The following is a 13228-nucleotide window of genomic DNA, read 5'->3' on the forward strand; positions in this document are numbered from 1 at the left end:
TCGACCGGGAGGACGGACCGATGAGCAGCGCATCGCCGACCGAGAAGCTCGCCGGGGACCCGCGGGCGGACGCCCCGCCCACGTCCCCGCCCCCGCCCACGTCCCCGCTCCTGTCCGCCTCCCCGCCCACGGGCCCGGCTCCGGCCGTCGCGGACCTCCTGGCCGTACGCGCCGGGGGAGCGGCGGCCCACCGGCCCCTGTTCACCGCGCTCGGGCCCTCCGGGGAGCCGGTCGCGCGTTTCACCCCCGCCGAGCTGGACGTCCGGGCCCGCGCCGTGGCGGATGCGCTCCTCACCACGGGACGGCCCGGCGACCGGGTGCTCCTTCCCCCGCTCCCGGTCGCGGACTTCCCCACCGCGTTCTTCGGCTGCCTGTACGCCGGGATGGTCGCGGTGCCGGTGGCGGAACCGGCCGGGCCGTCCACCGCCGCCGTCGCCCGGCACCACCGCGCCACCGCGATGCTGGTCCCGGACCGCGCCGCCCCGCCGCCCCCGGCGGGCGTGACCCGGGTCGAGCTCGGCGCGGCGGTACGGGCCGGGGCGGGGCGGCACGGCCCGGCGGCCCGCCCGGAGCCGCTCGCCCCCGCCCTGCTCGCCGGGACCGGCGGGACCGCGGGCGCCGTCGGCCACGGCGAGCTGGTGGCCGGCCAGGCGGCGGTCCGCGACCGGTGCGACGTCGACGCGGACACCACCGTCGTGAGCTGGCTGCCCCTGTCGCACGGCACCGGACTGGCCACCGCCCTGGTCCTCCCCCTCGTGTCCGGGGCGGCCTCGGTCGTCCTGGAACCCGCCGCCTTCCTGCGCGACCCGGGCCTGTGGCTGCGGGCCGTCGAGGCGGAGGAGGACGTCGTCGCCGCGGCGCCCGCCGGCGCGTACGAGCTGTGCGCGCGGCGCGCGCCCGCGGACGGGCGGATGCGTGTCGACCTGTCGACCTGGCGGGTGGCCGCCGTCGGGGGCGACGGGGGCCGGCCGGTCCGGCCCGGGACGCTGCGCCGGTTCGCGGACGCCTTCCGCCCCGGCTTCTTCCGCGAGGAGGTGTTCGTCCCCGGGTACGGCCCCGGCCGGGGCCTGCCCGCCGCCACGCTGGGCCGGCCGCTCCACCCGGCCGCCACCGGCCACTACGACCGCGCGGCGCTCGCCCGGGGCGCGGCGGTCCCGGTGCCCCCGACGCACCCCGGCGCGGTCGCACTGGTCGGCAGGGGGACCCCGTTGCCGGGCACCGGGGTACGGGTCGCCGACCCCGTGTCGGGGCGGACGCTGCCGGAGCGGGCGGTCGGCGAGATCCGGGTGGACGCGCCGGCGGGCCCGGCCGGCGGCCCCCGGGACCGGGGGTTCCTCGACGGCGGGGAGCTGTTCGTCACCGGGCGCGCCCCGGCCGCCTCGGGGTGACCCCGCCGGGCGTGCACCCGCCGGACGTGGGCCCGCCGGGCGTGCACCCGCCGGCCGTGCACCCGTCGGACGTGCAGCCGCAGGCCGCGTACCCGCCGGCCGTGCACCCGCCGGGCGCGCACCCGCCGGCCGTGGACCAACCGGCCGCGCACCCGCCGGGTCCCGTGCTGCTGCACCGCCTTCTGCCGCCGTACGCCGCCGTCGCCGAGGTCTTCTCCGACCCACCCGGCGCCCGCCTCCTGCCCGCCGAACGGGCCGTGGTGGCGGGCGCGGCCGACGGGCGGCGCCGGGAGTTCACCACCGTCCGGCACTGCGCCCGCCTCGCCCTCGCCGCACTCGGCCGGCCCCCCGTCCCGCTGCTCCCCGGCGGGGACGGCGCGCCCCGGTGGCCCGCCGGGGTGGTGGGCAGCATGACGCACTGCCGGGGCGGCTACCGGGCCGCCGCGGTCGCCCCGACCGGCGCCGCGCGGGCGATCGGGGTGGACGCGGAGCCGCACCGGCCGCTCCGGGACGGGGTCCTGGCCAGCGTCGCCCGGCCCCGGGAGCGCGCCCGGCAGGCGGAGCTGGAGCGCAGCGGCGGCGCCGTGTGCTGGGACCGGCTGCTGTTCTGCGCCAAGGAGGCCGTGTACAAGGCGTGGTTCCCGCTGACCGGGACGCGGCTGGGGTTCCTCGACGTGGACGTCGAATTCACGCCGTGCCCGGGGGTGTTCCGGGCGCGGGTGGTGGCCGGTTCGGCCGCCCGCGCGCACGGGGCGGCCGAACCGGCCTTCTTCGACGGGCGGACGACCGGCCGGTGGACCACCGGTGGCGGGTTCGTGGCCGCCGCGGTGGTGGTCCCCTTGTTTGACATCCGCGCAGGTCGTGGGAAAGTCTCGTCCTAGAGTTTCCCGGGATGTCAGAGGTGGGCCATGACCAGCGAGGAGCTCCTGGCCGTTCTCGCTGCCGTCGGCCACGCACAGCGCCTCCGCGTCATCGCCGAACTGGCCGAGGGCCGGATGTACGTCAGTGAACTGGCCCGCCGTCTGGGCATGTCCCGCCCCCTGCTGTACATGCACCTGGAGCGGCTGGAAAAGGCCGGTCTGGTCGTCGGCAACCTGGAGCTGTCCGACGACGGCAAGGCGCTCAAGTACTTCGAACTGGGCGCGTTCGACCTCCACCTGAATGTCGATACGATCCTGGCGGCCGTACGGGCCGACGAGGCCCGGGCGGATGACCCCGACGCCGCGCCGGAGCGGGCGGACGCGGAGGGCCCGAAGGACCGGAAGGGCCTGAAAGACGTGAAGGGGAAACGCACATGACCGGGGCCATCATCGCCATCGCCGTCGTCCTTATCGTCGTCGGCGGCATCACCGCGAGCGTGGTCGCCTACTTCAGACTCCAGCGCCACCGCGCCGACGCCGTGGCCATGGCCTCGTACCGCAAGCTCGCCGAGGACGCGGTGGCCCAGCAGGAGGTGCTGCGCGGCCAGCTCGCCGAACTCGGCGACCGCGTCAAGGCCGTCGAGGCCCTGCTGCGCAGCGTCGAATAACCCCCGCCCCACCGGGCGGCACTGCCCCGGGACCGCTTCCGACCTGCGAATTTAGGTCGGAACTTAACAGCGTCGCCGGGGCCCGCCCGCCTTCCTAGACTCGTGGCCGTTCCCACTGAGCACGGCGCCGAGCCCGCTGACGCACGACCGGAAGCCGAACACGTCCCATGGTGTCGCCGGGCCCCCGGCGCTGTCACTCCGTCGGGCAGACCCACGCGGCCTCGGACGGGCGCGGCCGGTGTCCGCGACCACGAGAGGAAGGGATGGTCGGGAATGTTCGGTCCTGGCGTCTCATTCAACGACGAGATCTACCCGCCCCTGGTCCGGTGCGAGACACCCGGCCTCGACGCGGGGGAGTGGGCGGCGCGGCACCGCCCGGTCATCGACGACCTGCTGCTCGTCCACGGCGCGGTCGTCCTGCGCGGCTTCGGCGTCGCGGACGCGGACGCCTTCGAGGCGGTGGCGTCCTCCCTGGTGACCACCCTGTACGGCGACTACGGCGACCTCCCGCACGAGAAGGACGCCGACCGGGTCTACAAGTCGACCCCGTACCCGGCCCAGCAGTCGATCCTGTTCCACCACGAGAGCTCGCACATGCCGCAGTGGCCCAGCCGCCAGTTCTTCTGCTGCGTCCAGCCCGCCGGCAAGGGCGGAGCCACCCCGATCGTCGACGGCCGCAAGGTCTGGGCGGCGCTCCCGGACGCGCTCCGGGGCCGCTTCGAGGCGCTCGGCATCCGCTATGTACGCAACTTCATCCCCGGCCTCGACGTCGGCTGGGAGCAGATGTTCGGCACCACCGACCGCGCCGAGGTGGAGGAGCGCTGCCGCGCCCAGGACGTGGAGTGCCAGTGGCTGCCCGACGGCGTCCTGCGCACGGTGCAGAACGCCCCGGCCGTCGTCCAGCACCCCCGGACCGGTGAACAGGTCTTCTTCAACCAGCTGTTCCTGCACCACACGGCCTGCCTGGAGCCGTCCGTACGGGAGGTGATGAGGTCGCTCTTCGGCGACGACGAGACCGCCTACCCGCGCAGCGCCTCCTTCGGCGACGGCTCCCCGATCGACGACGACACCCTCGCGGCGCTGCGCTCGCTCTACGACTCCCTGGCGCAGCGCTTCCCCTGGGAGCGCGGCGACGTGGCGATCATCGACAACATGCTCGTCTCGCACGGCCGCGACCCCTTCGAGGGCGACCGGAAGATCATCGTGGCCATGGGAGACATGGTCAGCCGCGCCGCTCTGGCCTGACCCCCCTCACCCCCCGCCGGGGCGCGGGCCGCGGCCGGGTCCGGCCCGGCGCCCGCGCCCCGGCCCCCCACAGCCCACAACAGGAGCAGCGATGGTCACGTCAGCGGCGCACACCGGCATGCTGTCCGGCGAGGTGCGCGACATCCGGGCCGACTCGGTGGTGCGCCTCGTCCGGGCGCACGCACGCCTGCGCCCCGACGCCGAGGCCGTCCGGTCCGGCCGCACGAGCTGGACCTACCGGGAGCTGTGGCACCGGGCCCGCGTCACCGCCGGCGTCCTGGCGGAGGCCGGGGTCGGCCCCGGCGACCGCGTCGCCCTCTGGGCCGACCGCACCCCGGGGGTGATCGCCGCCGCCCTCGCGGTGATGTCCCTGCGCGCCGCCTACGTGCCCCTCGACCCCACCCACCCCGCCGAGCGGGTCGCCACGGTGCTCGCCGGCGCCGCGCCCGCCGCGCTCGTCCACGACGGGCCCGCGGCCGGCCGGCTCCCCGCCGCCGACCTGCCCGTGATCGACGCGGCCGACCTCGCCGGCGCCCCCGTCCCGCCGGAGCCGCCCCTGCCGCGCGGCGAGGACATCGCGTACGTGGTGTTCACCTCCGGCTCCACCGGCACGCCCAAGGGCGTCATGGTGCCGCACGCCTCCCTCGCCAACTACGTGGCCTGGTGCGGGGAGCTGGTCGGCGCGGGCGGCAGCGGCAGCCCGCTGTTCGCCAGCCTCGGCTACGACCTGGCCATGACGTCCCTGTGGGTGCCCCTCGCACAGGGCGCGCGGGTGGTGACCGTGCCCGGACTGTGGGACCAGGCCACCCTGTTCGGGGCGGAGGCCGACCCGTACACCTTCGTCAAGCTCACCCCGTCCCACGCCCGCTTCTTCGAGGCGCTCGCCGAACCGCCCCGCTACCACCGCACCACCCGGCTGCTGATGTTCGGCGGCGAGGCGCTCGACCCCGCGCTGATCACCGCGCTGGGCCCCCGCCTCGACGGCGTACGGCTCGTCAACCACTACGGCCCCACCGAGACCACCATCGGCTGCTGCGCCCACCTCTTCGACCGCGCCTCCCTGCCGGGCACGCCCACCGTGCCCATCGGCACCCCCGCCTGGAACACCCGCGCCTACTTGGTGGACGACGACCTGCGCCCGCTGCCGCCCGGCCGCCCCGGCGAGCTGGTGATCGCCGGGCGCGCCGTCGCCGCCGGCTACCTCGGCGGCACGGGCGGCCGGTTCCTCGACGAACGCGAACTCGGCGGGGCGCCCGGCCCCGCGTACCGCACCGGCGACCTGGCCGAACTGCTCCCCGAGGGGCGGCTGCTCCACCTCGGGCGCCGCGACGACCAGTGGAAGGTCAACGGGTACCGCGTCGAGCTGGGCGAGCTGCGCCACCACGTCCTGGCCGTCCCCGGTGTCGCGGACGCCGCCTTCGACCTGGTCCGCGGCCCCGTCGACAGCCTGGAGCTCTTCGTCCGCCCGGCCGACCCGCACCGCACCGACGCCGCCGCCCTGGCCGGCGCGCTGCGCACCGCGCTCACCGGGGCGCTGCCCTCGGGCCTCGTCCCCCACGAGGTGCACGTCGTACCGGAGATCGTCTTCAACTCCAACGGCAAGTGCGACCTCGCCGCCACCCGCCGGCTGCTGGAGGGCACGGCCGGATAGCGGCGCGCCCCCGCGCATCAGAGGACGGTCAGTGGCGTGTCAGCGGACTCCGAGAGCATGACGACGCGCCGGGCACACGACGGGTCCGGCGGACGACTCGGATACGGGAGTGAGTGGGCAACGTGTCGAACCCCTTTGACGACCAGGACGGAACGTTCCTCGTACTCGTGAACGGCGAGGGCCAGCACTCCCTGTGGCCGGCCTTCGCCCCGCGCCCGGACGGCTGGACCGTCGCCCTCGACGAGAGCACGCGCGAGGCGGCCCTCGCGTACGTCGAGGAGAACTGGACGGACATGCGTCCCCTGAGCCTGCGCGAGGCCACCGCCCCGCGGGCCTCCTGAGGGAACCCCGCCCGTGGACATGGCGATCCGGGCCGAGGGGCTGCGCAAGGACTACCGGGGCACCCAGGCGCTGCGCGGGGTGGACCTCGCCGTGCCGGCCGGTACCGTGCTCGGCCTGCTCGGCCCCAACGGGGCCGGCAAGACCACCACGGTCCGCACCCTGGCGACCCTGCTCGTCCCGGACGGCGGACGCGCCGAGGTCGCCGGCCACGACGTGGTGCGCGAGCCGCGCGAGGTGCGCCGCCGCATCGGCCTGGCCGGCCAGTACGCGGCGGTGGACGAACTCCTCACCGGGCGCGAGAACCTGGCGCTGATCGGCACGCTGCTGCACCTGGGCAGGCGTGCCGCACGGCGGCGGGCGGCGGAGCTGCTCGACCGCTTCGATCTGACGGGCGCGGGCGACCGGCCTGTGCGGACCTACTCCGGCGGCATGCGCCGCCGCCTCGACCTGGCCGCCTGCCTGGTCGCCCGCCCCTCGGTGCTCTTCCTCGACGAACCCACCACCGGACTCGACCCGGTGAGCCGGATGGCGCTGTGGTCCGCGGTGCGCGAACTCGTCACCGACGGCGTCACGGTGCTGCTCACCACCCAGTACCTGGAGGAGGCCGACCACCTGGCCGACCGGATCGTGGTGGTGGACACCGGCCGGGTGATCGCCGACGGCACACCCGACCAGCTCAAGCGCAAGGTCGGCGAGGAGCGGCTGGAGATCGCGGTCGCCCGCCCCGAGGACGTCCCGGCCGCGGTGACGGCGCTGCGGCGCGCGAGCGCCGGCGAGCCCGTGGCGGACCCGGGCACCTGCGTCGTCTCCCTCGCCGTCGGCGAGGGCACGGACAGCATGGACGCCATCGCCACCGCCGCCGCCGCGCTGCGGCGGGACGAGGTGGCGGTCGCCGACTTCGCGCTGCGCAGGCCGACGCTCGACGACGTCTTCGTCTCCCTCACCGGCCGCTCGGCCTGAGACGTCCCGGGCCGCCTCTCGCGCGTCTTCCTTCTTTTTCTCATCCCGCGGCCGGCCGCGGGACTACGGGGGCCACCATGCAGAGAATCCACTTCGCCGCCGCCGACTTCGCGAGAACGCGGCTCCGCCCCACGGCGGGGCCGCTCGTCGAGACCGCCTTCGCCGCCGGGCTCCTCGGCCGGGGCGTCGGCGCGCCCTACGCCCGCTGGCGGCGCCAGGTCACCAAGCGGCTGCCCCGCTGGGCGTCCGGCCCCCCGGGGCAGGGCGGCGCCGCCCTCGACCCGGACCTCCTCGTCGCCCGCGCAGGCGGCCCCGGCGACGGCGGCACGGCCACCCGGTCCGCCGAGCTGGCGGAGGTGTGGCGCGGGGCGGTCGCCCCCTACTGGGACCGGCTCCGCGCCCACCTGGAGGCCGAGTGCGAGGCGCGCGGGCGGATCGTGATGGCCGGGGGAGTGGAGCAGCTCCTGGCCACCCTGCACCCCCGGACGACCTGGCGCTCCCCGGTCCTGGAGATCCCGGGCGGGCCCGACGAGGACGTCCACCTCGGCGGCCGGGGCCTGATCCTGACGCCGTCGGTGTTCCTCAGCCACCGGCCCGCCCGGCTGCTGCCCGCCGCGGCGGAGAACGGCCAGCCCGTGCTGGCCTTCGCCGCGCCGCCCGACGCGGCGCGCGCCGCGGTGCTCTGGGAGGAGCCCGACAACCGGGAGCAGTCGCTCGGCGCGCTGGTGGGGCAGACCCGGGCCGCCGCGCTGCGCGTCCTGCGCGCCACCTGCACCACCAGCCAGCTCGCCGACCAGCTCGGGATCTCCGCGGCGGGGGCGAGCCAGCACACCGCCGTGCTGCGCGAGACCGGCCTGATCACCACCCGGCGCATCCGCAACACCGTGCTGCACACGGTGACCCCGCTGGGCGTGGCGCTGCTCGACGGGCGGGTCCTCCGGTCGCTCCCGGCCCAGGGCGCGGTCCGCCGGCACGGCCGGACGCCGTCGCCGCTGGAGTCCCTGCCGCAGCAGCGGCGCGCCTCCTGACCGCACGTCACCGCACGGGAGCCCCGGTACGGGCAGCGTACCGGGGCTCTCGTCGTGCGCGGCCGGCGCTACTCCCGTACACCCGCCATCTCGCCGGGCTTGCCGCGCAGGACCAGCCGGGCCGACAGCAGGGTGGTGGCGAGGGTCAGGGCCAGCGCGGCGCCGACCACCCCGGCCAGGATCCACGGCGAGCCGTCCGGGACCGGTGAGCCCAGCACGCTGATGCTCAGCGGTACGAGGGTGAGCGCCGCCACCAGGACGCCGAGCACGATGCCCGCGACGGCCACCAGGAGCGCCTCGACCGTCATCATCTGGAGCACCTGGCGGCGGGTGGAGCCGATGAGCCGCTGGAGCATGAACTCCCGCCGCCGCTCGGTCACCGAGATCACCTGGGTGTTGACCAGCGCGATGGTCGCGTAGCCCACGACCATGCCGAGCAGCAGGTACGACATCCAGGTCTGGGTGTCGTCGGCCTCCGCCTGCACCACGGCGAGCGCGGCCCGGTCGGCGACCCGCAGCCCGGGGTGGCCGGCGGCCAGGGCGGACAGCGTCCCGGCGAGTTCGGCGCGGTCCGCCCCCGGCTCCGCCTTCACCAGGATCTGCGGCAGCAGCCCGGTGTCGGTGTGCGGCACCAGGAGGGCGGCGGGCAGCAGCGCGGTCTCGTAGCCGCGCCGCCCGTCGACCGTGGCGACCAGGGTGAGTTCGACCGCGGTGCCGTCGCCCAGCCGCATGGGCACCTTGTCGCCGAGCGTGTGCCCGGACGCCTCGGCGAACGCGGTCGGCAGGGCGACGGTGTCGCCGGTCAGCCGGGTGAGGTCGCCCTCGGCGGCGCGGAAGGCGGTGGTGCTCTCCAGCCCGGCGGGGGTGACGCCCTGCAGCGGCACCTCGGTGGGCTCCGGCTCGTCGGGCTCGTCGCCCTCGTCGCCGGGGGCGGGGCGCGCGGGGGCGGGCGGGTCGATGTAGCCGAGGGTGGAGACCTGGGCCGAGGCGGCCTCGACGCCGGGCTGCCGGGCGACGGTGTCGACCAGCTCCAGGGGCAGGCCGCCACTGGCGGAGGTGACGACGAGGTCGGCGCGGAGGTTCTCCTCGAACGCCCGCTCCGCGCCGCTGGACTGGGTGGTCTGGAGGTAGATCAGTGAGATGGCCAGTCCGCTCGCCAGCATCACCGGCATCACCGCGCCCGCGAACCGGCTGGTGCGGGCCTTGGCGTTGAGCGACGCCAGCGAGCCGGCCAGCCCGGTGAGGGCCCGCAGCGGACCGCGCAGCACCGCGGTGATCGCCTTGGCCAGGCCGGGGCCGAGCAGGCCGAAGCCCGCCGTCCACAGCATCGCCGCCGGGGTGGCCGTACTGCCCGCCGAGGGCCCGGCCATGTTCGCGGTGACCAGCGCCAGCGCGGTCCCGCCGCCCAGGAAGAGCAGCGCGAACACCAGCCGGGGCGTGGAGAACCAGCGCTGCTGGAGCGTGGCCTCGGCCAGCGCCTCGGTGGGCCGGGTACGGGTCGCGGCCCGGGCGCCGAGGAACGCCGCGCCGAGCGCGGTGAGCAGCGCCGTGGCGACGCCGACCGCCATGGGCACGAGGCCGGCGCGGAAGGCGATGGTCTCGGGGACGACCCCGGCGCCCGCGAAGGCGTCCAGCAGCCACCGGCCGATCGCCGGACCGGGGAAGCAGGCCAGCGCGGTGGCGAACACGGCGATGAACAGGGTCTCGCCCAGCACCATCCGCCGCAGCTGGGCCGGGGTGGCGCCGATGGCCCGCAGCAGCGCGGACTCGCGCTGCCGCTGGTTGAGCGAGAGGCCGACCGTGCTGGAGACGACGAAGACGGTGACGGCGGCGGACAGGCCGCCGAACACCGAGGCCAGGGTGACGAGTTTGCTGCCCTCGGCGATGACGTCCGGGTTCTCCGCCCAGCCCCGTTCGTCGCCGGTCAGGACCTGGACCGGTCCGTCGCCCACCGCCTCCTTCACGGCCCGCTCGACGGGCCCGAGGGGGGTGCCGGGCTCGGTGAACACCCCGAGGGAGTCCGCGAGACCGGGCCGGCCGGTGGCCTCGGCCGCCTCCGTGTCGGGCAGGAAGACCGTCGCCGCCTCGCCGCCGCCGGGGCCCGAGACCAGGGCGCTGACGCGGTGGGCGGCGGCCTCGCCGCGTACCGCCAGGCGCAGGTCCTGGCCGACGCGTACACCGTGCTCGCGGGCGAAGCGGGCGTCCACCGCGATCTCGCCGGCCGCCGGTGCCCTGCCCTCGTCGATCCGGTACGGGGCCAGGGCGGCGGACGACCAGCCGTGGCCGGTCAGCTGTGCGCCGGGCCGCCCGCCGGCCAGGACGGCGGCCGGGAAGGAGACGTCCGGCACGGCGCGGGTGACGCCCGGCACGGCCTCGATCCGGGCCGCCAGGGCGGTGTCGACGCGGATGCGCTCGGGGAACATGTCGCGCCGGGTGCCGGGGTAGCGCTGGTCGCCGGTGACGACGACCTGGGCGGCGGCCAGCCGCTCGGGCGGGGCGGCCCGGTGCAGCCCGGTCTCGAAGAGGCCGCCGCAGCCGACGACGATCGCGGCGCCGAAGAACAGCGCGATGAACGTCGCGATGAAGCCGCCCTTGTGGAACCGCAGGGTCTTGAGCGCGAGCCGGAACATCAGCGCGCCCCCCGGCCCTGGGCGGGGGTGCCCGGGGCGGCGGGCTCATTGCCCCAGGCGCCCAGGTGGGTCATCCGCTCGGCGACCTGGTCGGCGGTGGGCCGGTCCAGGGCGCTGACGATCCGTCCGTCGGCCAGGAACAGCACCCGGTCCGCGTGCGCGGCGGCCATCGGGTCGTGGGTGACCATCACGATGGTCTGCCCCGCCCAGCGCACCGCCTCGCGCAGCAGGGTCAGCACCTCGCGGGCGGTGTAGGTGTCGAGGGCGCCGGTCGGCTCGTCACCGAAGATCACGGCCGGCTTGGTGATGAGCGCCCGGGCGATGGCGACGCGCTGCTGCTGGCCGCCGGACAGCTCGCCGGGCCGGTTGCCGCGGCGGGCCGAGAGGCCGACGCGCTCGATCACCTCGTCGACCTCCGCCCGCTTGGGCCGCCGGCCGGCGAGGCGCAGCGGCAGCGTGACGTTGTCGACGACGTTCAGCGCCGGCAGCAGGTTGAACGCCTGGAAGATGAAGCCGATGCGCTCCCGGCGCAGCTTGGTCAGCTCCTTCTCGCCCAGCGGGGCGAGGTCGGTCCCGTCGAGCAGCACCCGGCCCGAGGTGGGCCGGTCGAGCCCGGCGGCGCAGTGCAGGAAGGTGCTCTTGCCGGAGCCGGAGGGGCCCATCACGGCGGTGAAACTGCCGCGGGGTAAGCCGATGGTGACGCCGTCGAGGGCGGCGACCTGGTTCTTGGAGCCGCCGTAGACCTTGCGTACGGAGTCGAGCCGGACGACCTCGTAGCCGCCGGGGTCGGCGGGGCCTTCGTACGCCGGGCGTCCCTGCGGGATCGGACCGTTCATGAGCGGTGTCCTTCGTGTGCGGTGGGCCCGGCGACCGGGCGGGGCGTGGTGGAGGAGAGCGGGCCCGGCCCGGCGAGCACCTGCCTGGCGGCGGCGAGCGGGTCGGGCGGGGGGCGCAGGAGGCCGTGGGCGACGGTCAGATGGAGCCGGGCGGCGGCGACCACGGCGTACGAGACGTACGCGGCCAGGGCGAGGAAGACGGCCGAGGCGGCCAGGGCGGCCGGCCAGGTGTCGATCCAGACGCCGGGCCCCGACCCGTCCGACCGCCCGAGCCGTACGCCGGCGGTGAGGGTGCCGTCCGCCCGGCGGGAGTCGACGGTCCAGAACCACAGCGGCAGCGCCGCCCCGGCGAGCAGGGGCAGCCAGACGGCGAGCACCAGCGCGTCCAGGAGCAGCAGGAAGGGGTGGAGCAGGATCAGGTAGCAGCAGTCGCGGTAGAAGGCGGGGTCGGTCCAGCGGGCCTTCAGGTGCCCGGCGAGGCCCGGTTCGGTGACGTCCTGATAGCGGTACGGGACGGGCGCGTCGACCAGGACGGCCCGGCCGCGCTCGACCTGGGCGCAGCACCGGACCACCCACACCGAACCGACGGTCAGGGCGAGGGTGACGGTGAGCTGGCCCAGGGCGGCGCCGGCCAGGACGGCGGCGGTGGCCACGGCGAAGAACACCGGGCCGGTGACCGCGTACCCCAGCAGGTAGCCGGTGGCGCGCCAGGGCGTGGCGGACAGCAGCATCCGCGCCGGGTTGCCGTGGCGCGGCAGCCGGCGGGCGGGGAGCAGCGCGGCCGACACCCGGCGGAGCAGTGAGGGGACGCGCTCGGTGCCGGTGTCCTGGTGACCGGTGCCGGTATGGGAGCCGTGGGTGCGGTCGGGGTCGCCGTCCGGGGCCGCCGGGCGGGGTGGGGCGCCGGGAGTGGCCTCCGGGGCGCTCATCCCACGCTCCGCAGCAGCGTCTCGATCGCCTTGAGCCGCTCGTCGAGCGCGCCCAACTGCTGGTGCAGGGCCGCGTGTCCGGCGCTCGCCTCCTCCGCGAGTCTGCGGTACGAGGCCATGGCGACGGCGTCGGCACGGTGGCGCTGGAGCCGGAAGTAGGCGACCACACTCAGGGTGCTGCCACCGGCGATGATCAGGATGATGGCGATCGTGATGACGGCGCCGGTCATGCGGGGGTTCCCTTCACGTCACTGACTGAGCCTTCCGCGTCCGCCGCCACGGCCGCGGCTATCGTCTCCGCGTTCACCCGGAGGTCGAACGGCGCCAGTTCGAAGTACTTCAGCGCCTTGCCGGTCGTCGACAGCTCCAGCGTCCCGACCACCAGGCCGGCCTTCTCCAGCCGCTCCAGGTGCATGTAGAGCAGGGGCCGGGACATGCCGAGACGGCGGGCCAGCTCGCTCACGTACATCCGGCCGCCGGAGATCTCCGCGATGACCCGGAGGCGCTGCGCGTGGCCCACGGCGGCGAGCACGGCCAGCAGCTCCTCGCTCGTCATGGTCCACGCCCTCTCACCCGGAAGCATGTAAGTCGAGACTGACACATGCCTGAGAAGCCTGTCAAACGTCAGGACGGCATATCTCCCTCGCTCCTCGCCGGGGCGCGACACGGCGAGGTCCGGCCCCCGGGCGGG

The 13228-nt window shown here is 76.1% G+C and carries 14 protein-coding genes; 9 read left to right on the forward strand and 5 right to left on the reverse strand.

Annotation, left to right across the window (positions count from 1 at the left end; translation table 11 throughout):
- Positions 1 to 20: 20 nt before the first annotated feature.
- The 9 genes from ACF08D_RS00190 (at position 21) to ACF08D_RS00230 (ending at position 8142) form a co-directional block, all read left to right on the forward strand.
- Positions 21 to 1388, forward strand: coding sequence for an AMP-binding protein (locus ACF08D_RS00190; protein WP_392220054.1), 1368 nt, complete (start codon positions 21 to 23; stop codon positions 1386 to 1388).
- Positions 1389 to 1444: 56 nt separating this feature from the next.
- Positions 1445 to 2269: a 4'-phosphopantetheinyl transferase gene (locus ACF08D_RS00195; RefSeq protein ID WP_392220055.1), complete on the forward strand. Its 825-nt coding sequence runs from the start codon at positions 1445 to 1447 to the stop codon at positions 2267 to 2269.
- A gap of 27 nt (positions 2270 to 2296) precedes the next feature.
- Positions 2297 to 2686: an ArsR/SmtB family transcription factor gene (locus ACF08D_RS00200; RefSeq protein ID WP_392220057.1), complete on the forward strand. Its 390-nt coding sequence runs from the start codon at positions 2297 to 2299 to the stop codon at positions 2684 to 2686.
- The gene (locus ACF08D_RS00205) at positions 2683 to 2916 is read left to right on the forward strand and encodes a hypothetical protein (RefSeq protein WP_392220059.1); all 234 of its coding nucleotides are present in this window, start codon (positions 2683 to 2685) and stop codon (positions 2914 to 2916) included. Before ACF08D_RS00200 ends, ACF08D_RS00205 begins: the two co-directional genes overlap by 4 nt.
- Before the next feature lie 273 nt (positions 2917 to 3189).
- Positions 3190 to 4161 (forward strand): TauD/TfdA family dioxygenase, encoded by a 972-nt coding sequence (locus tag ACF08D_RS00210; RefSeq protein WP_392220060.1) that lies wholly within the window; start codon positions 3190 to 3192, stop codon positions 4159 to 4161.
- A gap of 91 nt (positions 4162 to 4252) precedes the next feature.
- A complete protein-coding gene (locus ACF08D_RS00215; RefSeq protein WP_392220062.1) occupies positions 4253 to 5812 on the forward strand; it encodes an amino acid adenylation domain-containing protein in 1560 nt (519 codons plus the stop codon).
- Between the two features lie 122 nt (positions 5813 to 5934).
- Positions 5935 to 6153, forward strand: coding sequence for an MbtH family protein (locus ACF08D_RS00220; protein WP_392220063.1), 219 nt, complete (start codon positions 5935 to 5937; stop codon positions 6151 to 6153).
- Positions 6154 to 6172: 19 nt separating this feature from the next.
- Positions 6173 to 7114, forward strand: coding sequence for an ATP-binding cassette domain-containing protein (locus tag ACF08D_RS00225; protein ID WP_392221170.1), 942 nt, complete (start codon positions 6173 to 6175; stop codon positions 7112 to 7114).
- A gap of 77 nt (positions 7115 to 7191) precedes the next feature.
- A complete protein-coding gene (locus ACF08D_RS00230) occupies positions 7192 to 8142 on the forward strand; it encodes an ArsR/SmtB family transcription factor (protein WP_392220064.1) in 951 nt (316 codons plus the stop codon).
- Between the two features lie 68 nt (positions 8143 to 8210).
- Here ACF08D_RS00230 and ACF08D_RS00235 read toward each other — a convergent pair whose 3' ends face one another.
- Genes ACF08D_RS00235 through ACF08D_RS00255 form a run of 5 tightly spaced genes read right to left on the reverse strand, consistent with a single transcriptional unit; the run spans position 8211 to position 13093 of the window.
- On the reverse strand, positions 8211 to 10772 hold the full coding sequence (locus tag ACF08D_RS00235) for an FtsX-like permease family protein (protein ID WP_392220066.1): 2562 nt from the start codon (positions 10770 to 10772) through the stop codon (positions 8211 to 8213).
- The gene (locus ACF08D_RS00240) at positions 10772 to 11608 is read right to left on the reverse strand and encodes an ABC transporter ATP-binding protein (protein WP_392220067.1); all 837 of its coding nucleotides are present in this window, start codon (positions 11606 to 11608) and stop codon (positions 10772 to 10774) included. Before ACF08D_RS00240 ends, ACF08D_RS00235 begins: the two co-directional genes overlap by 1 nt.
- Positions 11605 to 12537, reverse strand: a complete 933-nt coding sequence (locus ACF08D_RS00245) for a sensor domain-containing protein (protein WP_392220069.1) — start codon at positions 12535 to 12537, stop codon at positions 11605 to 11607. Before ACF08D_RS00245 ends, ACF08D_RS00240 begins: the two co-directional genes overlap by 4 nt.
- Positions 12534 to 12767, reverse strand: coding sequence for a hypothetical protein (locus ACF08D_RS00250; RefSeq protein WP_392220070.1), 234 nt, complete (start codon positions 12765 to 12767; stop codon positions 12534 to 12536). The genes ACF08D_RS00245 and ACF08D_RS00250 overlap by 4 nt, the downstream gene beginning before the upstream one ends.
- The gene (locus ACF08D_RS00255) at positions 12764 to 13093 is read right to left on the reverse strand and encodes an ArsR/SmtB family transcription factor (RefSeq protein ID WP_392220072.1); all 330 of its coding nucleotides are present in this window, start codon (positions 13091 to 13093) and stop codon (positions 12764 to 12766) included. The genes ACF08D_RS00250 and ACF08D_RS00255 overlap by 4 nt, the downstream gene beginning before the upstream one ends.
- Positions 13094 to 13228: the final 135 nt, after the last annotated feature.

The organism is Streptomyces sp. NPDC015131 (assembly GCF_043079975.1).
Lineage (GTDB): Bacteria > Actinomycetota > Actinomycetes > Streptomycetales > Streptomycetaceae > Streptomyces.